The organism is Mycobacterium sp., assembly GCF_039583785.1.
Lineage (GTDB): Bacteria > Actinomycetota > Actinomycetes > Mycobacteriales > Mycobacteriaceae > Mycobacterium.
Genome location: NZ_JAVKSG010000005.1, coordinates 77,828 through 96,878 on the forward strand (window position 1 = coordinate 77,828; position 19,051 = coordinate 96,878).

Below are 19,051 nucleotides of genomic sequence, written 5' to 3' on the forward strand. Positions count from 1 at the left end.
CGGGCGGGCCATTGACGCGGGTGATCGAAGTCACTACTTTCACCCTGGTGTCTGCCGAACCCATCACCGGCCTGTCCGGAAAGCGCTACGGCGAAGTCCTTCTCGTGACACCGGGCGAGGCGGGGCCACAGGCCGCCGTGTACAACAGCTTCGGCCTCAACGACTTACCCGCCGACTTGTGGTCCGCACTCGACGCGAAGCAGATTGCGGCCGAAAACGGCGCTGCAACAGCACTACTCAACGGCCCACGGTATTGGCTGATGAACTCGATCGAGAAGGCGTCCCAGGCCCCGCGGATGGTCAAGAACTTCGGCGGAATCGACATGTTGCTGCAAGCGACCGTCTTGCTGTCGGCGATGGACCCCGCCCCGTACACCGCCAACCAGGTGCACCGGCACACCGTGTTCACCTATGACGCCGGCGAGGAGATCTACGAACTGCACGACCCGGCGCTGCGGCGTTGGGTCATGCAGACCTGGAGTCAGATCGTCGACCCGAACTTGTCGCGCGTCGATCTGCCCCGGCTCGGCAAGCGGCTCAACCTGCCAGACGGCTGGACCTTCCAGACCCGAACGCTGACCAGCCCGTTGCGCATCGACACGACCACGCACGCGGCACAGGTCCTCCAGGACGACCTGACCAACAGCTATTCGCTGCTGGCCGGCTGAGTCCCATCCGGCTCCCCGCCGAAACCTAAACCACGGCGCCGCGACGTGGCATGACGTGTTCGTGGTTCAAACGTCGGCGTGTTCGAAGTCCTACAGGTACTGGCCGAGGTTCGACTCGGTGTCGATCGCCCGTGAAGCGCTCGAACTCTTGCCGGTGACCAGCGTGCGGATGTAGACGATCCGCTCGCCCTTCTTGCCCGAAATCCGCGCCCAGTCATCGGGGTTGGTGGTGTTAGGCAGGTCTTCGTTCTCGGCGAACTCGTCGACGATCGAGTCGAGTAGGTGCTGAATGCGCAGACCCTTTTGGCCGCTCTCCAGCACCGCCTTGATCGCGTTCTTCTTCGCGCGGTCGACGACGTTCTGGATCATTGCGCCCGAGTTGAAGTCCTTGAAGTACATGACTTCTTTGTCACCGTTGGCATAGGTGACTTCCAGGAACCGGTTGTCGTCGATTTCGGCGTACATCCGGTCGACGACTTTCTCGATCATGGCCTTGATACATAGCGATCGGTCGTCACCGAATTCGGCGAGATCGTCGGCGTTGACTGGCAACTTGTCGGTCAGATACTTCGAGAAAATGTCCTGCGCCGATTCGGCATCCGGCCGCTCGATCTTGATCTTCACGTCCAGGCGGCCGGGCCGCAGAATCGCGGGGTCGATCATGTCCTCACGGTTGGAGGCACCGATCACGATGACGTTCTCCAAACCTTCCACACCGTCGATCTCGCTGAGCAGCTGCGGCACGACCGTGGTCTCCACGTCGGAGGAGACCCCGGTGCCACGGGTGCGGAAGATCGAGTCCATCTCGTCGAAGAACACGATCACCGGCGTACCCTCGGACGCCTTCTCGCGGGCCCGCTGGAAGATCAACCGGATGTGACGTTCGGTCTCGCCGACGAATTTGTTCAGCAGTTCCGGGCCCTTGATGTTGAGGAAGTAGGACTTGGCCTCACGCGCGTCGTCACCGCGGACCTCGGCCATCTTCTTGGCCAGCGAGTTGGCAACTGCCTTGGCAATCAACGTTTTTCCGCAACCGGGCGGACCGTAGAGCAGCACACCCTTGGGCGGGCGCAGCGCATATTCGCGGTAGAGGTCCTTGTGCAGGAACGGCAGCTCGACGGCGTCGCGGATCTGCTCGATCTGCCGGCTCAGCCCGCCGATGTCGTGATAGGTCACGTCGGGAACCTCTTCGAGCACCAGATCCTCGACCTCAGCCTTGGGAATGCGCTCGAAGGCGTAGCCGGCCTTGCTGTCCACCAGAAGCGAGTCACCGGGACGCAGCCTGCGCGGCCGGGTGTCGTCGTTGAGCGCATCGGGGTGGCCCTCTGGCAGATCCTCGGCCACCAGCTGCTCGGCCAGCCACACGATGCGCTCTTCGTCGGCGTGGCCGACCACCAACGCCCGGTGACCGTCGGCCAACACCTCGCGCAACGTCGAAATCTCGCCGACCGATTCGTACGCGCCGGCCTCGACGACGGTTAAAGCCTCGTTGAGGCGAACCGTCTGTCCTTTGCGCAACGAGTTCGCGTCGATGTTGGGCGAACACGTCAGGCGCATCTTGCGGCCCGAGGTGAAGACGTCGATGGTGTCGTCCTCGTGGGTCGCCAACAGCACGCCGTAGCCGCTGGGCGGCTGTCCGAGCCGGTCGACCTCTTCACGCAGCGCCAGCAACTGCTGGCGGGCCTCTTTGAGGGTCTCCATCAACTTGGAGTTACGCGACGCCAGCGAGTCGATGCGCGCCTCTAGCTGGTGAACATCGCGTGAACTGCGGCCCGCGCCGTGCGATCCGGCAGCGTGGTCCAGCTGCTCACGCAGAATCGCGGCCTCGCGACGAAGCTCGTCCAACTCGGCGGCATCCTCGTTGGAGAAGTCGGGTTCGCGGGGGCTTTCGAACGGTTCACGGTCAAACTCACCCATGTTGCGCTCCTTTCCCGCCCCGGGACGGTGTGCGGTGGATACCTCAACGCTACCGGCGATTTCCGTTTCATGCGGTAACTCGAAATGGGGCACACTGGCAACAGCGTTAACATCGTGTTTAGTCGGCTTTACCGAGAGGACCGTTGTTACCGTGAAAACCCTAGCCACAGGCGTGGCGGCAGTGGCCGCCATCGGCGCGGCCGCCGCAGGTGTGACCTGTATTGCATCCGTCGGCACTGCGTCGCCTCACGTTCAGCCGGTCGTTTTCGGCGTGCCGCTACCGCAGGATCCGGCGGCGCCGGTGGGGGTCGACATGCCCACCGCCGGCCAGTTGTCGACGGTCCTTAACACGCTGCAGGACCCGAGCGTGTCGTTCGCCCAGAAGGGCGATCTCATCGAGGGCGGTATCCCGGTTCCGGTCGGCCTGGCCGACCATGAGCTGCAGAAGGCCGCCGCCAAGGGAAGCCTGCCGCTGGTCTTCAACATCACCAACATCGCGCCGTCGGGTCCCGGCGCCGCCACGGCCACCATCATCGCGTCGGGCCCGCACCTCACCCCGACACCGGAGTACCTCCGCTTTGTCGATCAGGGCGGCTGGAAGTTGTCGCACGACTCGGCGATGACGCTGATCTCGGCCGTGCGTTCGCGCTGACGGCCACTGCATGCGCCGGAGCCTGGCCGCAATGTTGAGTACCGCCGCGATTGCGGGGGCGCTCGGGCTTGCCGGGTGTTCCAATGGCGAGGACGACGACGCCGCGCGGGACAGCGCGGCACCGTCGAACTCGGCGGCGCCAAGTCCGACGCCGGCTCCGCAGGCCGCGCCGCTGCCACCGCCCGAGGCGCTGGCAGGTGTGCTGTCCCGACTGGCCGACGCATCGGTGCCCGGGCGGGAGAAGCTGAACCTTGTCGAGGGCGCTACGCCGGAAAACGCCGGCGTCTTCGACCAATTTGCCAACGCCCTGATCAACGGCGGCTTCGCGCCGGCGAAATTCGATGTGCGCGAAGTCAATTGGTCCGACCGCGACCCCGCCGACGTAGTGGCGAACGTCGACGTCAGTTCGGGCAGTCCGAAAGGTCCACACTTCGCCTTCCCGATGGAATTCAGGCCCTACCAAGGCGGTTGGCAACTGTCGGCACGAACCGCCGATGTCCTGTTGGCGTTCCGCGCCGACACGCCCGAGCCACCGACGACACCGGGTCACTGACCCGCGTGTGGATCGGCTGGCTCGAGTTCGACCTGCTGCTCGGAGACGTGCACTCGCTCAAAGAGAAGCGGTCGGTGGTGCGTCCGGTGGTCGCCGAGTTGCAACGCAAATTCAACGTCTCGGCCGCCGAGACCGGGTCGCAGGATCTACATCGACGAGCCGAGATCGGCGTGGCAATGGCATCGGCCGATCGCCGACACGCCGTCGACGTTCTCGACGCCGCAGAGCGATTGGTGGCCGCGCATCCTGAATTCGAATTACTCTCGGTCCGAAGGGATCTGGTCCGCAGCGGCGACTGAGCCGGGTTCGGTGGGGCGCTGCTTTCTGTGCAGCGGCGTGGGCGTGACGGCGCCGGGCGCCAACTTGCGCGCAAACACCAAGAACGCCGTGTGCCCGCGCATGTTATGTTGCGGCCGCACCGCCAACCCGACGACATTCCAGCCGCGCTGCATCGTCTCCCAGGCCCGCGGCTCCGTCCAACACTGTTGTGCGCGTATCGCTTCCACTGCCCTCGAGAGCTGGGTCACGGTCGCCACGTAGATCATCAGCACGCCGCCGGCGACCAGCGCCCGCGACACCCGCTCGAGCACGTCCCACGGCGCGAGCATGTCCAACACCGCCCGGTCGATCGAGCCGTCGGGCAGGTCGGCGTCGACGACATCGCCGATCACCAGACGCCAGTTGTCCGGGATGCAGCCGAAGAACGTTTCCACATTGCGGCGCGCGTGTTCGGCGTGGTCGACGCGCACATCGTAGGAGATCACCCGCCCGTCCGGCCCGACGGCGCGCAACAGCGAACAGGTCAACGCCCCGGATCCGGCCCCGGCCTCCAACACCCGTGCACCCGGGAAAACGTCACCCTCGTGCACGATCTGCGCGGCGTCCTTCGGGTAGACCACCTGTGCGCCACGCGGCATCGACAGCACGTAGTCCACCAGCAGCGGCCGCAGCACCAGGAACTTGTCGCCGTTGGCGGACTTGACCACGCTGCCCTCCGGCTGCCCGATCACCGCGTCGTGCATGATCGCGCCCCGGTGGGTGTGGAACTCGCTGCCGGGGCGCAGCACCATCGTGTAGTGCCGGCCCTTGGCGTCGGTGAGCTGCACACGATCACCCGAGACGAACGGGCCGGTTGTGGACACAGCGGACAAGCCTGCCAGCAGACGCGCCGCCAGAGCTGCGCGGGGTTGTCCGACCCGGCTTCTAGGCTGCGGATATGGACGGAGACCAACCGGGCACACCAGCCAGGCGGCGGCCGGCCCTGTCACCATCGCGGGCTGCCGACTTCAAGCAATGCCCGCTGCTCTACCGCTTCCGTGCCATCGACCGGCTCCCCGAGCCGTCCTCGACCGCCCAGGTCCGCGGCTCCGTCGTGCACGCGGCATTGGAGCGGCTGTACGGCCTGCCCGCCGCGCGGCGCGGCCCGCAGACCGTCGACGCGCTGGTCGGCCCGGCGTGGGAGCAGGTGGTCGCCGCGGAACCCGAACTGGTCGAGCAATTGGACGTCGAGCAGCAGACGCACCTGCTCGACGAGGCCCGCAAACTGCTGTCCGGCTACTACCGCCTGGAAGACCCGACCCGGTTCGACCCGCAGAGCTGCGAGCAGCGCATCGAGGTCGAGCTGGCCGACGGCACCTTGCTGCGCGGAATCATCGACCGCATCGACGTCGCGCCAACCGGCGAATTGCGGGTGGTGGACTACAAAACCGGCAAGGCGCCATCGGAGGCGCGGGCGCTGGCCGAGTTCAAGGCCATGTTCCAGATGAAGTTCTATGCGGTCGCGTTGCTGCGCTCGCGCGGTGTGCTGCCGACGCGGCTGCGGCTGATCTATCTGGCCGACGGCCAGCTGCTGGACTACTCCCCCGACGAAGACGAGTTGCTGCGCTTCGAGAAGACCTTGATGGCGATCTGGCACGCCATTCAATCCGCGGGTGCCACAGGCGATTTCAGGCCGCAGCCATCTCGACTGTGCGATTGGTGCGCGCATCACTCGCACTGTCCGGTCTTCGGCGGCACACCGCCGCCGTACCCCGGTTGGCCGGACGTTCCCGACGACGACGACGCCGACACCGTGCTGCAGCAGGGCGCCGAACCGGCCGCCTGAGCCGCGACTACTGCAGCAGCGACATCTCCTGCAGCATGGTCGGTATCAGTTCGCTCACCGTCGGATGGATGTGCATTGTGCGGGCCAGCGTCGGGTACGGCGCTTGGGCCGACATCGTGTCGAGGATGCCGTGGATGGCCTCGTCGCCGCCCACCCCCAGGATGGCCGCCCCGAGGATCTGCTTGGTCTTGGCGTCAACGACGACCTTCATAAAGTCTTGCTTCTCACCCCTTTCCACCGCTCGGCCCGACCTTGGTCATCGGCCGCTGCCCGACCAGCGCGGGCCGGCCGGACTTGCGCACCTGCTCGACGGTCAGCCCGGCACGTCCCAGCGGCGGGTCGATGTAGAGCGCGTAGGTAGCGATCCGGTCGCTAACCAGCCGTGGGGTCGCCTGGGAATCATTGTCGAGCAGATTGGCCGCGACGATCGCGAAGTCGTTGTAGGGCGGATGGGTAAAGGCGCCTTGGCCGCTGCGGTCGTCGAAGACGATGCCGTCCCTGCCCGCCTTGACTTTTGACATGTCGACGATGACCGGGCCGGTGCGGACGCCGTAGTCGGAGCCGCGGCGGGCCAGATCAGCGGCGTACGCGCTGGCCACCGATGTCTTGGTCGGAATACATCCGGCGGTGACGCAGGTGCCGCCGAACAGCTTGCGCTCCAGCATTGCAACGGTCTGGCCGGCCGCGGTCAATCCAATCGTCCGGCCAGCGGTGGTCCGGCCTGGCCGGCACTCACACGATCGCGTCGAAACGCTGTGTCACAGAGCGGCGATGACTGCGGCGAGCGCGAATCCTCCGCCGACTGCAACGACGTCTTCGAGCAGAGCGGCCAGCAGGTCGCGGCCGAACGACCCGGACAGCCGGGCGCGCGCCTGGTAGCCGACCATGGTCCCCACGACGGCACCCACGACGCCGGCGCCGAGCGCGCTGTAGGTGAACGCCCACACGGTGCCGACGACAGCTCCGGCGAACCCGCCCGAGACGAGCCGGCCGATGAACGGTGGCGGTGCCGTGCGGGCCGGTGTCTTGGGCTGCTTGTCGAGGTACAGCTCACCGAGGGCCAGCACACTGAAGATGATCGCGGTGATCACGTTGCCGACCCAAGAGGCCCAGGTGTTGTTGAGGTTGATCCAGTGCAGCACCGCCGCCCACGAGACGACGGCCGGGGCGGTGAAGGTTCGCAAACCGGCGATCACACCGATTCCGAGAGCAACCAGCAGAACGTAGAAATGCGTCATTGCGAATCTCCTCGTGCCGGAAAACGCGGCTCCGGGCGGACGCTAACACAGCAACGCCGACAACACTGGTGCAAGCATGATCAGAACCGGCAGAACCGGATGTCCGATGCCAGGATCGCTTTCGCACCGATGGCCGCCAGCTCATCCATGATCGCGTTGACGTCCCGTCGAGGCACCAGGGCACGCACCGCCACCCACTCGGGGTCGGCCAGCGGGGCGATCGTGGGTGACTCCAAACCGGGCGTGATCGATGTCGCAGAGTCGAGAACCGAACGCGGACAGTCGTAGTCCAGCATCAGGTATTGCTGACCGAATACCACGCCCTGTACCCGGGCCACCAATTGATCGCGGGCCGCGCCGTCCGGCCGCCCGGCAGCGTGCGGGTTGACCTGCTCGATGAGGACTGCCTCCGAGTCGCACAGTGTTTCACCGAAGGCCACCAGGTTGTGCAGGTTCAAGGTGCGGCCCGAGCCCACCACGTCGGCGATCGCATCGGCTACCCCGAGCTGCACCGAGATCTCCACGGCGCCGTCCAGCCGGATGACGGTCGCCTCAATACCGCGGGCCGCCATGTCTTCTCGCACGATGTTCGGGTAGGCGGTGGCGATACGCCGGCCGGCCAGGTCGTCGATCGTCCAATTCCGTCCGGCCGGCGCGGCGTACCGGAAGGTGGAAAAGCCGAAGCCCAATGCGAGTCGTTCGCGCACGGGCGCGCGAGATTCGCGCGCCAAATCCCTTCCGGTGATGCCGAAGTCGAGCTCGCCCGAGCCGACGTAGATGGCAATGTCCTTGGGCCGCAGGAAGAAGAACTCGACGTGGTTGTGTGGGTCGATGACCGTCAGGTCTTTGGGGTCGGTGCGGCGCCGGTAGCCGGCCTCGGACAGGATTTCGACCGCCGACTCGCTCAACGCCCCCTTGTTGGGAACCGCGACCCGCAGGTTGGTGGACCCGTGCGCCGTCATCTACAGTTTCCGGTACACGTCGGCGAGTGTGAGCCCGCGGGCGATCATCAGCACCTGGACCCAGTACAACAACTGGCTGATCTCTTCGGCTAGCGCCTCGTCGGACTCGTGTTCGGCGGCCAGCCACACTTCGCCGGCCTCTTCGAGGATTTTCTTGCCCAGCGTATGCACGCCGCTGTCCAGCGCGGCGACGGTGCCGCTGCCGGGCGGACGGGTGCGGGCGCGCATCCCGAGTTCGGCAAACAGATCCTCGAAGGTCTTCACGGCCAGCGATTGTTTCATGGTCAGCTGATCGAAGTCACGGCGGTTTCAGATCGCCGCCGCAGGCGACGCCTCGTCGGACATGTCCTCCAGCGACACCCCGTTGGTCTCCCGCACCCATCGCCAGACGAAAACGAATGACAGCACGGCACATAACGCGTAGCAGCCGTAGGCGACGACGAGCGTGTGACGCAGCGCCGGGAAGGTCACCGCGATGGTCCAATTGGCCATCCACTGCACGCCCGAGGCCAGGCCCAGCGCTGCCGACCGGATCCGGTTGGGGAACATCTCGCCCAGCAGCACCCACAACACCGGCCCCCAGGACACGGCGAACGAGACCACGAACAGATCGGCCGCCACCAGCGCGACGATCGCCGACGCCCCGTCGAGTTGCGGCTCACCGTTGCGCACGGGCGCGCCGGCGAAAACCACCGTCATGGTGATCAGCATCAGCGACATGCCCGCCGACCCCGCCAGCAGCAGCGGTCTTCGACCGAGCCGATCGATCAGCGCGATCGCCACCAACGTGATCAGCACGTTGACCCCGGTGGTCACCAAACCGATGGTGAACGACGATCTATCACCGAATCCCACTGTCTGCCAGAGCAAATCGGAGTAGTTGAAGATCACGTTGATACCGACGAACTGCTGAAAGACGGCCAGCCCCAAGCCGACCCAGACGATTCCATACAGTCCGCCGGCCGGATTGCGCAGATCGCGCCACGATTGCGGCTTCTCCTGCTCAAGGGTGTCGGCGATCCGGGCGATGGTGTGCGCAGCGTCGCGTTCCCCCAGTAGCGTGGACAGCACCTGCGCGGCTTGCGAAACACGTTGCCGGGCGACCAGATACCGTGGCGACTCGGGAATCGTAAACAGCAGCACGAAGTAGAGCAGCGCCAAGAGCAACTCGCCGAGGAACGTCCAGCGCCAGGCCGCCAGGCCCGACCACAACGGCTTGGTCGAACCACCGGCGAGGTGGAACGGCACCCAGGTCCACGCCAACGCCCCGAACAGGCCGCACACGATGGCAAGCTGCTGCAGCGAGCCGAGCCGGCCGCGGAGGCGCGGGGGTGAGACCTCGGCGATGTAGGCCGGAGCCGCAACCGACGAGAAGCCGATGCCGACACCACCGACGAGGTGGAAGGCGATGAACATCCATATGCTGGTCGCCAACCCGGCGCCGAGTCCGCACACGAAGAACGAAGCCGCCGAAAGCTTCATCAGCGACACGCGGCCCAACCGGTCGCCGATCCGGCCGGCCCACACCGCTCCGATCGCCGCACCCAGCACCCCCGAGGCCGCCGCGAAGCCCAGGATTCCGTTGCCGATGTGGAAGGTGACCTGCAGAGCGTTGACCGCGCGGTTGGTCGTCGAAATGTCGTAACCGAACAACAGTCCGCCGATCGCGGCCACCGACGCGTAACGCACCGCCGACTGGAAGGCTGCCCGCGCAGCCCGAGGGTCGACCGGCAGGTCTTCGTGCGGAGCCTCAGCCAACGCCAGCCTCAGTCCTCGGGGTTGTAGCCGAGGTTGGGGCCGAGCCAGCGCTCGGCTTCGGCCAGGGTCCAGCCCTTGCGCTTGGCGTAGTCGGCGACCTGGTCCTGGGCCATCCGACCGACCACGAAGTACTGCGACTGCGGGTGCGAGAAATACCAGCCGCTGACGGCGGCACCGGGCCACATCGCCATCGACTCGGTCAACTGGATGCCGGTCCGCTCCTGAACGTCCATCAGCGTGAAGAGCGTCACCTTCTCGGTGTGCTCCGGGCAGGCCGGGTAGCCGGGGGCAGGGCGGATTCCGATGTACTTCTCACCGATGAGTGCCTCGCTGTCCAACTGCTCGTCGGGCTGGAATCCCCAGAACTCCTTGCGGACCCGCTGGTGCATCCGTTCGGCGAACGCCTCGGCCAGTCGGTCGGCGAGCGACTCCAGCAGGATCGCGCTGTAGTCGTCGTTGGCCGCCTTGAACTCCGCGATCAAGGCAGCGCTGCCGAGTCCAGTGGTGACGGCGAAGGCGCCGACGTAGTCCCGGAGGCCCGTTTCTTTGGGGGCGATGTAGTCGCCCAGCGACCGGTTCGGGATGCCGGCCCGGTGCTCGCCCTGCTGGCGCAGGTTGTGCAACGTGGTCAACACCTCGCTACGGGTGTCGTCGGTGTAGACCTCGATGTCGTCGCCGACCGCGTTCGCCGGGAAGAAACCGATCACCCCGTTGGCGGTCAGCCACTTCTCCTTGATCGCGGTGTCGAGCATCTCCTGCGCGTCGTCGTACAGCTTGCGGGCAGTCTCGCCCGAAACCGGGTTGTTGAGGATGTCGGGGAAGCGTCCCTTCATCTCCCAGGCGTTGAAGAACGGCTGCCAGTCGATGTACTCGCGCAACTCGGCGAGGTCGTAGTCGTGGAACTCCCGTACTCCCACACCCTGGGCGGGCACCGGCGGCGTGTAGCCGTCCCATTCGATCGGCGTCCGGTTCGCACGGGCCTTCTCCAGCGTCAGCATCGGCCGCTCGCTCTTCTGGGCGTGCCGTTCGCGAAGGGCTGCGTAGTCGGTTTCGGTGGCCTCCAGCAGGGCTGGGCGCTGCTTGTCGTCGAGCAGCGCAGCGGCGACCGGCACCGAGCGGGACGCGTCCTTGACCCAGACCACCGGGCCGCTGCGACGCGGCGCCACCTTCACCGCCGTGTGAGCGCGCGAAGTGGTCGCGCCACCGATCAGCAGCGGGATCTCCAGCCCCTCGCGTTCCATCTCGACGGCGAAGTTGACCATCTCGTCCAGGGACGGGGTGATCAGGCCGGACAGCCCGATGATGTCGGCGTTGTGCTCCTTGGCCGCGTCCAGGATTTTCTGGGCAGGCACCATCACACCGAGGTCGATTACTTCGTAGTTGTTGCACTGCAGCACGACCCCGACGATGTTCTTGCCGATGTCGTGGACGTCGCCCTTCACCGTCGCCATGATGATCGTGCCGTTGGTGTCCTTATTCCCCGAATCTCCAGTGGCACCGGCGGCATCTTTCTCCGCCTCGATGAATGGCAGCAGGTACGCAACGGCCTTCTTCATCACCCGGGCCGACTTCACCACCTGGGGCAGGAACATCTTGCCCGCGCCGAAGAGGTCGCCGACGACGTTCATGCCGTCCATCAGCGGGCCCTCGATCACCTCGATCGGGCGCCCACCCGCGTCGGCGATCTCGGCCCGCAGTTCCTCGGTGTCGGCGTCGACGTCGGCGTCGATGCCCTTGACCAGGGCGTGCGTGATCCGCTCGCGGACCGGCAGGCTGCGCCACTCTTGAACAACCACGTCACCGGTCGTTTCCGTGCTGTTGAACCGTTCGGCGATCTCCAGGAGCCGTTCGGCCGCATCCTCGCGACGGTTCAGCACGACGTCCTCGATCCGGTCCCGCAACTCGGGTTCGATCGAGTCGTAGGGCACCAGCGCACCCGCGTTGACGATGCCCATGTCCAGGCCGGCCTTGATGGCGTGGAACAGGAACACCGCGTGGATCGCCTCGCGGACGGGATTGTTGCCCCTAAACGAGAACGACACGTTGGAGATACCGCCGGAGATGTGCACCCCGGGGAGGTTCTCCTTGATCCAGGCGCAGGCCTCGATGAAGTCGATCCCGTAGGTCGCGTGCTCCTCGATACCGGTCGCCAACGCGAAGCAGTTCGGGTCGAAGATGATGTCCTCGGCTGGGAAGCCGACCTCCTCGGTCAGGATCCGGTAGGCGCGCCCGCAGATCTGTTTGCGGCGCTCCAGGTTGTCGGCCTGACCCTGCTCGTCGAAGGCCATCACGACGACGGCGGCACCGTACTTGCGGCACAGCCGTGCCTCGCGGACGAACTTCTCCTCGCCCTCCTTCATCGAGATCGAGTTGACGATCGGCTTGCCCTGCACGTTCTTCAGGCCCGCCTCGATGACCTCCCACTTGGAGGAGTCGATCATCACCGGGACGCGGCTGATGTCCGGCTCGGCCGCGATCAGCTTGGTGAACCGGTCCATCGCGGCGACGCCGTCGATCATGCCCTCGTCCATGTTGATGTCGATGACCTGCGCACCGACCTCCACCTGCTGCAGGGCGACCGACAGCGCGGTGTCGTAGTCCTCGGCCTTGATCAGGTTGCGGAACCGGGCGGAGCCGGTGATATTGGTGCGCTCACCGATGTTGACGAACAGGGAATCGTCGGTGATGTTGAGCGGCTCCAGACCCGAGAGCCGGGTGGCCACCGGGATCTCCGGCACCGTGCGCTGCGGTGTGCCCTCGATGACCTTGGCGATCTCGGCGATGTGCGCCGGCGTCGTTCCGCAGCAACCACCGACGAGGTTGACCAGGCCGGCCTCGGCGAACTCGGCGATGTAGGAGGCCTGGCGTTCCGGGGACTCGTCGTACTCGCCGAAGGCGTTGGGCAGGCCGGCGTTGGGGTAGCAGGAGACGAAGGTGTCCGCGATCCGGGACACCTCGGCGATGTAGGGCCGCATCTCCGGCGCGCCCAGGGCACAGTTGAGGCCCACCGCGATCGGCTTCGCGTGGCTGATCGCGTTCCAGAATGCTTCGGTGACCTGACCGGACAACGTCCGTCCGGACGCATCGGTGATGGTGCCCGAGATGATCAGCGGCCAGCGGCGTCCGCGGTCCTCGAACAGCGTCTCGACGGCGAACACCGCCGCCTTGGCGTTCAGCGAGTCGAAGATCGTCTCGATGATGAGGAGGTCGGCACCACCGTCGACCAGGCCGTTGGCGGATTCGAGGTAGGCGGCGACCAGCTGGTCGTAGGAGACGTTGCGGGCCCCGGGGTCGTTGACGTCCGGCGAGATCGACGCGGTCCGCGTCGTCGGCCCCAGCGCCCCGGCCACGTAGCGGGGCTTGTCCGGGGTGCTGAACTCGTCGCAGGCCTTACGTGCCAGGGCAGCGCCGGCGTAGTTCAGCTCGTAGCTCAGCTCCGCCATGCCGTAGTCGGAGAGCGAGACCGCGTTCGCGTTGAACGTGTTGGTCTCCAAGATGTCGGCACCCGCCTCGAGGTACTCGCGGTGGATCCCCTCGATGATCTGCGGCTGGGTCAGGGTGAGCAGATCGTTGTTGCCCTGCAGGTCGCTCGGCCAGTCCTTGAACCGCTCGCCGCGATAGCCCGCCTCGTCCGGCCGGTCCCGCTGGATCGCCGTGCCCATGGCGCCGTCGATCACCATGATCCGCCGGCCCAGCGCGGCCGTCAGTTCGTCGGTGCAGTCGGGACGGATGTTCGACTCGGTGGCGTTCAAGTGTGCATTCCTTCCGTAACGGAAGACGTCCTTGACTCTGCCGAGCGTGGCGGATACCCGTATCCGTTGCAACGCCTCTCGACCGGGAAAGTCTACGTCGTCAATTGACGTCTGGACGCCTAGCTCGACCCGACCCGGTTGGATCTTGTCGGCAGTGTCGTAGTCGCCAAGGTTAACCAGATTGCAGCCGAACGCATTTCGCCTCAAGGCTGCCAGTCTCATAAGCGTCCATGTTCAGCGGCGTCTTTGACGCAAGCATAGCTGGCCTATGGAATAACGCGGTCTATCTCTGCGGGCAGACGGTCGGCAGCCCTGGTGATTCTGCGGCCTGCAACAGCCCGCGATCATAGGCGCAGAACGCCACTAGGTGATGTCGTTGGCTGTGCGCAGTGGCCAGGTGTATCGCATCGAGAGTGCCCAGCTCGTCCAACGCAGAGCGGAGCGATTCACCGTGGACGAGTTGCTCGACGCGCAACGGAACCCGCGGAGCGGTCGCCGGGATCAACCGCCCAGCGGCAATGAGCTTGCTGAGCGCATGCTCGGCGACCTTGAGCGGCACCAAGCGGGCCACTGACTGACCACGGTCGGTGATCTGGATGCTCGCACCGGCCTTGACCTCATCCGCTACTTCTCGGTGGACGCGCGCCGCAACCATTCACGACCTTGCCCGCCTGCACCGCCGCCAGGGGCGTCGACGCCGTACCCTAAATGCGTGACCTCGCCGGATGTCAGCGCCTCACTTCCCGACCTGCACAACACGGTCGTCGTGGCTGCATTCGAGGGTTGGAACGACGCCGGCGACGCGGCCAGCGACGCGCTCGAGCATTTGGACGCGATCTGGGAGGCCGACCCGATCGTCGAGATCGACGACGAGGCCTACTACGACTACCAGGTGAACCGCCCGGTGATCCGGCAGGTCGACGGCGTGACCCGCGAACTGGTGTGGCCGTCGATGCGGATCTCGCACTGCCGCCCGCCGGGCGCCGCTCGCGACATCGTGCTGATGCACGGCGTCGAGCCCAACATGCGGTGGCGCACCTTCTGCGCCGAGTTGTTGGCCGTCGCCGACAAGCTCAACGTCGACACCGTGGTCATCCTGGGTGCACTGCTGGCTGACACGCCGCACACCCGGCCGGTGCCGGTCTCCGGGGCGGCCTACTCCCCCGAGTCCGCGCGCCGCTTCGGGCTGCAGGAAACCCGATACGAAGGGCCGACGGGCATCGCCGGGGTGTTTCAGGACGCCTGCGTGACCGCCGGGATCCCGGCCGTCACCTTCTGGGCGGCGGTCCCGCACTACGTGTCGCAGCCGCCTAATCCGAAAGCGACTGTCGCGCTGCTGCGTCGGGTCGAAGACGTGCTCGACATCGAGGTGCCGCTGGCCGATCTCCCGGCCCAAGCCGAAGAATGGGAGCAGGCGGTCACCGAGATGACCGCCGACGACGACGAGATCGCCGAATACGTGCAGTCGTTGGAGCAGCGCGGTGACGCCGAGGTCGACATGACCGAGGCGCTGGGCAAGATCGACGGCGACGCGCTGGCCGCCGAGTTCGAGCGTTACCTGCGCCGGCGCCGCCCAGGCTTCGGGCGCTGACCGCTACTATGTTGCATGCCACGGCCGTTTCCTGCAGCATCGACGTGTGAATACGTCAACGCGGCGAGCCGGCGAATACCGCCAACGCATGCGCGAGCGCGGTTACCGCCCCGTTCAGGTGTGGGTACCCGATACCCGGTCTGAACGATTCGTGGCCGAAGCACATCGCGAAGCGCTGGCTCTCGCGGAGGCCGACCGGCACAGTGCCGACATGGACTTCGTCGAAGCGATTACCAACTCAGCCGATGACGAGTGAACCGCGGTGAGCTGTGGACCGTCTCCGGTAGCGTCTATGCATCCAAGCCTCGCCCAGCGCTGATCATGCAGGACGACCTGTTCTCCGCGACAGAGTCAGTGGTCATCGTGCCGCTGACCACGACCATGGTGGGTGAAGCGGCGACGACCAGAGTCGCCGTACCGACGAAGACCGGAATTGCCCAGCCCAGCTACGCGATGATCGACAAAATCACGACGGTCCGCCGTTCGAACCTCGGCGCCCGGATCGGCCGCGTGACTCCTGCGCTCATGGTGGATATCGAACGGTCGCTGCTGATGTTCCTTGGATTAGTGTCGTGACGTCGCTTGCGTGTCGTGAGCGGCGCTCACGGTGCTACCGACGTGTTCCGCGACTTATGCTGCGACGAATTGGAGGAATGGGTGATGTCTGATCGAAACCGGCGCTTTCTGCTTCGCGAACGGCCCAGCGGACAGATCGGCCCCGGCACGTTCGAACTCGACGAGCAACCGGTCCCCGAGATCGGCGACGGCGAAGCGCTCGTCCGGGTCGACTGGATCTCGCTGGACCCGACGAACCGGATGTGGATCGACGACAGACCGACGTATCTGCCGCCGGTCGGCATCGGCGAGGTGATGCGCGCGGGCGGGCTCGGCGAAGTCGTCGCGTCTAATAATCCGAACTATGCGGTCGGCATGACCGTGCAAGGCCTGCTCGGCTGGCAGGAGTACGCGGTCGCCTCCGACTCAGCGCCGTTGATGCCGGTGCAGGTCGCTGACGGCGTCTCCCCGAGCGCCTATCTCGGCGCCCTCGGGATGACCGGGTTGACCGCATGGGTCGGCATCCGCGACATCGGCAAACCCAAACCCGGTGAGACGGTGGTGGTTTCGGCCGCCGCCGGCGCGGTCGGCTCGGTGGCCGGTCAGCTGGCCAAAGCGGACGGGGCACGTGTGGTCGGGATCGCCGGCGGGCCGGAGAAATGTGCGCTGCTGACCGAGCGGCTCGGCTTCGACGCGGCGGTGGACTACCGCGCCGACGACTGGGCCCGTCGGCTCGCCGCCGCGACGCCCGACGGGATCGACGTCGACTTCGAGAACGTCGGCGGCGACATCATGGACGCCGTCTTCAACCGCCTCAACCTCGGTGCACGAGTAGCGTTGTGCGGCTTGATTTCTGGCTACAACGCGGCCGATCCCCCGCCAGGGCCGAAAGCTTTCGGCAACCTCCTCATTCAGCGAGCGACACTGCAGGGGTTCATCGTGCTCGATCACTTCGGTCGCGCAGCGGAAGCGATCAGCGAAATCGCCGGCCTGATTGCCGAAGACAAGCTCACGCCCCTGGAAACCGTCGTCGACGGTTTTGAACAACTGCCGACTGCGATCAACATGCTTTTCGACGGCAAGAACGTCGGCAAGCTCGTGGTCAAGACGTAGGGCTCAGGTTCAGGGCGGCACGCATCGGTACGTGCGTCGTCGAGAATAATGTCGAGCCGAGCGAATGCACCTGTGGCGCATATTGTTTCGAGAATCGGCTGGCGGCTTTAAGTTTCGGCATACTCGCAGCCGGTCACCGTGTAGTGCGCCCCTTCGACGCAGCGTTGCTCCCAACCGTCGCGATGCTCAGCTGCCGGCAACGCTTGTGGACGTCAGGCAAAGCACAAGCCGTAACGCCATGCATGTGTCAGCGTTCCGACGTGGATCAATCAGTGCGCATTGTCGATATGCGGTGTCGAGGCGGCGACATTGGCGGCGGTGCGGGTTTGGTTGTCGGCCCCGATCTCCACGCCGCTGTAGGCGGGAGTGTCAGTTGTTTGTCGGTGGTGGTTGGGGTTGGAAGGGTTCGTACCACCACCAGTCGGCGCGCTCGCCAGTAGGTCCCGGGCAGGGCGCCACCGCGGGCGGGGGTTGAGTTGGTGGGCGTGCCAGCGATCCCGGGCTCAGTACTCGGCCGTCCTGGTCGGTGACGGTGAGTGAGTCTGCGGGTCCGGTGATGGTGATGACGCCACGATGGTGCAGCCGGTGATGATAAGGGCACAACAGCACCAGATTGCTGACAAGTCGGTAATCTACCCCCACAGTCTGTCTTTGTTAGTCCATCGTGTTCGGGTTATTCGGCAAGTCCGAGGAATACGACCAGCGCGCGATTTAGTCGGATGAGATCGGCATCGGCTAGGCGGCCCAGACGATCACGTACATTTGCTCGCGGCATCGTCGTGACCTTGTCGACCATGATGTGGCTTGGCTGCTCAATTCCGGTCATCGCCGTTGGCGCTACAGCGATTCGGGTCAGCGGCGCGTCGACGGGATCGGTTGTCAGTGGACAGACCGTGATCGAAGCCGTGGCATCGAACCGATTGTCTTGAAGGATGATTACGGGTCTTGGCTTACCGGAGTAGGCACCTCGCGCGGCCGCGATGTGAATATCGCCTCGCCTCACTCGGTGGACTGCCCCTCGGCGGCGGCCCAGTCCACGGAGATTGCATCGACGAATGCTTGGTCGTCAGACTCATGCTCGCTGGCGGCGATGGCGGCCGACTGGCGGTGAGCTTCGGCGGCAAATTCCGGCGCCCGCACGTCAGGTACCCATATCTGGACAGGCCGAAGCCCCTGAGCGCGTAACCGCTCGCGATGTTCACGGACTCGCTGTCGTGTACCGGCCACAAACTCACGTTACATGTAACAGAACCTGACGGCAAGCTCTCTAGCCGGGTGCGTGCGCTGTACCGAGACTCGATGCGGCGATGACGGGCGCAGTTTCCGGTGCGAGCAGCTCGCTAAATTAGAAGGGGCTGCACGCATCTGACTTAGCTGACAAGTCGGCAATCTACCCCGTCACTTCCGAAATAGCGTTACTGATGCCGATCTCGTCTGGCTCGACCGCGTGCTGGTCGTGTTCCTCGGCCTGCCAAATAATTTGAATGCGTGCGAACAGACGACCTGCGATGGCGGGGAAATTTTGGAAAACATTGATTCGGGCCGGTCTCAGTGGCGATTCGCTAGAGCGTTGTGGCCCGGCGGGCTGTCGTGTGTCGGCGCGCGTGTGGGGGCGATGCTGCCGAACAGGACCCGAAGGTCGGCACCTAGGTAGGCGTTGCAGTCGACGGTGTGTCCGGCGATGCGTGCTTGGTCGGTGAATTGCCAGGCGGTCGGGGCGGTACCGCCGTAGGGCGTCCAACCTCCGCCGGTGTTGCCGCCGGAGTTGGCGTAGATCGCGGACGCAAACCCTCCGCCGTCGGGGTAGCCGGACGATATCAGATAGGTGGCCAGTCTTGTCAGGATGCCGCCGCCTTGCTGCTGCCAGTACCAGTGCGGGTAGTAGCCCAGTTGCACACTGACTCCGGCGTTGTTGAACGCGTCGACGACAGCGGTCAGGTTTGCTAGGTCGCCGCCGTTGGCTTCCCAGTCCAGCATCGCGATTGACCCGCCGCTGTTGGATGTCCAGGCGTGGGCTTGGGCGTTCGGGTCGTCGGTGGTCAAATAGTGGTAACCAATTACGGGGAGATCATTGTGCCGGCACCACTGCTGGACGGGCGGCCAGTACGCAGGGTTGGCAATGTCAACTTAAAGTGGCCCCACTGTGACGGTGTGGATTGGCCCCACCCTGCGAGATCTTTCCGGGCCC

20 protein-coding genes and 2 pseudogenes are annotated in these 19,051 nt (G+C 65.5%); 9 read left to right on the forward strand and 13 right to left on the reverse strand.

The window, feature by feature from the left end:
- Positions 1–44 precede the first annotated feature (44 nt).
- Positions 45–668, forward strand: coding sequence for a hypothetical protein (locus tag ABDV69_RS04230; protein ID WP_343572102.1), 624 nt, complete (start codon positions 45–47; stop codon positions 666–668).
- A 90-nt stretch (positions 669–758) separates the two neighbouring features.
- Here ABDV69_RS04230 and arc read toward each other — a convergent pair whose 3' ends face one another.
- Complete coding sequence (arc, locus tag ABDV69_RS04235; RefSeq protein WP_343572077.1) at positions 759–2,585, reverse strand: proteasome ATPase; 1,827 nt, start codon at positions 2,583–2,585, stop codon at positions 759–761.
- A 151-nt stretch (positions 2,586–2,736) separates the two neighbouring features.
- Between arc and ABDV69_RS04240 the strand changes: the two genes are divergently transcribed.
- Genes ABDV69_RS04240 through ABDV69_RS04250 form a run of 3 tightly spaced genes read left to right on the forward strand, consistent with a single transcriptional unit; the run spans position 2,737 to position 4,089 of the window.
- Positions 2,737–3,237, forward strand: coding sequence for a hypothetical protein (locus ABDV69_RS04240; protein ID WP_343572078.1), 501 nt, complete (start codon positions 2,737–2,739; stop codon positions 3,235–3,237).
- 31 nt (positions 3,238–3,268) lie between these two features.
- Positions 3,269–3,790 carry a hypothetical protein gene (locus tag ABDV69_RS04245; RefSeq protein WP_343572079.1) on the forward strand — a complete coding sequence of 174 codons (522 nt, stop codon included), beginning with the start codon at positions 3,269–3,271 and terminating at the stop codon, positions 3,788–3,790.
- Positions 3,791–3,795: 5 nt separating this feature from the next.
- Complete coding sequence (locus tag ABDV69_RS04250) at positions 3,796–4,089, forward strand: DUF503 domain-containing protein (RefSeq protein WP_343572080.1); 294 nt, start codon at positions 3,796–3,798, stop codon at positions 4,087–4,089.
- On the opposite strand, the gene ABDV69_RS04255 is transcribed toward ABDV69_RS04250, so the two are convergent.
- Positions 4,048–4,932, reverse strand: coding sequence for a tRNA (adenine-N1)-methyltransferase (locus ABDV69_RS04255; RefSeq protein WP_343572081.1), 885 nt, complete (start codon positions 4,930–4,932; stop codon positions 4,048–4,050). The genes ABDV69_RS04250 and ABDV69_RS04255 overlap by 42 nt on opposite strands.
- A gap of 74 nt (positions 4,933–5,006) precedes the next feature.
- Here ABDV69_RS04255 and ABDV69_RS04260 point away from each other — a divergent pair, with 74 nt between their 5' ends.
- Complete coding sequence (locus ABDV69_RS04260; RefSeq protein ID WP_343572082.1) at positions 5,007–5,894, forward strand: RecB family exonuclease; 888 nt, start codon at positions 5,007–5,009, stop codon at positions 5,892–5,894.
- A 7-nt stretch (positions 5,895–5,901) separates the two neighbouring features.
- On the opposite strand, the pseudogene ABDV69_RS04265 reads toward ABDV69_RS04260, so the two are convergent.
- The 7 genes and pseudogenes from ABDV69_RS04265 to ABDV69_RS04295 form a co-directional block, all read right to left on the reverse strand.
- Positions 5,902–6,656: pseudogene (locus ABDV69_RS04265) on the reverse strand (hypothetical protein).
- Positions 6,653–7,132, reverse strand: coding sequence for a DUF4126 family protein (locus tag ABDV69_RS04270; protein ID WP_343572083.1), 480 nt, complete (start codon positions 7,130–7,132; stop codon positions 6,653–6,655). Before ABDV69_RS04270 ends, ABDV69_RS04265 begins: the two are co-directional and overlap by 4 nt.
- Before the next feature lie 80 nt (positions 7,133–7,212).
- Complete coding sequence (gene hisG / locus ABDV69_RS04275) at positions 7,213–8,094, reverse strand: ATP phosphoribosyltransferase (protein ID WP_343572084.1); 882 nt, start codon at positions 8,092–8,094, stop codon at positions 7,213–7,215.
- On the reverse strand, positions 8,095–8,376 hold the full coding sequence (locus tag ABDV69_RS04280; RefSeq protein WP_343572085.1) for a phosphoribosyl-ATP diphosphatase: 282 nt from the start codon (positions 8,374–8,376) through the stop codon (positions 8,095–8,097). It lies immediately after the preceding gene.
- A 27-nt stretch (positions 8,377–8,403) separates the two neighbouring features.
- Positions 8,404–9,852, reverse strand: a complete 1,449-nt coding sequence (locus ABDV69_RS04285; protein ID WP_343572086.1) for a sugar porter family MFS transporter — start codon at positions 9,850–9,852, stop codon at positions 8,404–8,406.
- Between the two features lie 8 nt (positions 9,853–9,860).
- Positions 9,861–13,604 (reverse strand): methionine synthase, encoded by a 3,744-nt coding sequence (gene metH, locus ABDV69_RS04290; RefSeq protein ID WP_343572087.1) that lies wholly within the window; start codon positions 13,602–13,604, stop codon positions 9,861–9,863.
- Between the two features lie 283 nt (positions 13,605–13,887).
- Positions 13,888–14,259 carry a hypothetical protein gene (locus ABDV69_RS04295; protein ID WP_343572088.1) on the reverse strand — a complete coding sequence of 124 codons (372 nt, stop codon included), beginning with the start codon at positions 14,257–14,259 and terminating at the stop codon, positions 13,888–13,890.
- 57 nt (positions 14,260–14,316) lie between these two features.
- On the opposite strand from ABDV69_RS04295, the gene ABDV69_RS04300 reads away from it, so the two are divergent.
- From ABDV69_RS04300 to ABDV69_RS04315, 4 genes are all read left to right on the forward strand, one after another.
- Positions 14,317–15,195, forward strand: a complete 879-nt coding sequence (locus ABDV69_RS04300; RefSeq protein WP_343572089.1) for a PAC2 family protein — start codon at positions 14,317–14,319, stop codon at positions 15,193–15,195.
- Positions 15,196–15,241: 46 nt separating this feature from the next.
- On the forward strand, positions 15,242–15,451 hold the full coding sequence (locus tag ABDV69_RS04305) for an antitoxin MazE family protein (RefSeq protein ID WP_343572090.1): 210 nt from the start codon (positions 15,242–15,244) through the stop codon (positions 15,449–15,451).
- Positions 15,448–15,771 (forward strand): type II toxin-antitoxin system PemK/MazF family toxin, encoded by a 324-nt coding sequence (locus ABDV69_RS04310; RefSeq protein WP_343572091.1) that lies wholly within the window; start codon positions 15,448–15,450, stop codon positions 15,769–15,771. Before ABDV69_RS04305 ends, ABDV69_RS04310 begins: the two co-directional genes overlap by 4 nt.
- 84 nt (positions 15,772–15,855) lie before the next feature.
- Positions 15,856–16,863 (forward strand): NADP-dependent oxidoreductase, encoded by a 1,008-nt coding sequence (locus ABDV69_RS04315; protein ID WP_343572092.1) that lies wholly within the window; start codon positions 15,856–15,858, stop codon positions 16,861–16,863.
- Positions 16,864–17,232: 369 nt separating this feature from the next.
- On the opposite strand, the pseudogene ABDV69_RS04320 reads toward ABDV69_RS04315, so the two are convergent.
- The 4 genes and pseudogenes from ABDV69_RS04320 to ABDV69_RS04335 form a co-directional block, all read right to left on the reverse strand.
- Positions 17,233–17,492, reverse strand: a pseudogene (locus ABDV69_RS04320) (hypothetical protein); the annotation flags it as partial.
- 44 nt (positions 17,493–17,536) lie between these two features.
- Entirely contained in the window at positions 17,537–17,866 is a 330-nt protein-coding gene (locus tag ABDV69_RS04325) for a type II toxin-antitoxin system PemK/MazF family toxin (RefSeq protein ID WP_343572093.1), read from the reverse strand.
- Positions 17,863–18,090 (reverse strand): antitoxin MazE family protein, encoded by a 228-nt coding sequence (locus ABDV69_RS04330; protein WP_343572094.1) that lies wholly within the window; start codon positions 18,088–18,090, stop codon positions 17,863–17,865. Before ABDV69_RS04330 ends, ABDV69_RS04325 begins: the two co-directional genes overlap by 4 nt.
- Positions 18,091–18,411: 321 nt before the next feature.
- Positions 18,412–18,906 (reverse strand): hypothetical protein, encoded by a 495-nt coding sequence (locus ABDV69_RS04335; protein WP_343572095.1) that lies wholly within the window; start codon positions 18,904–18,906, stop codon positions 18,412–18,414.
- Positions 18,907–19,051 lie beyond the last annotated feature (145 nt).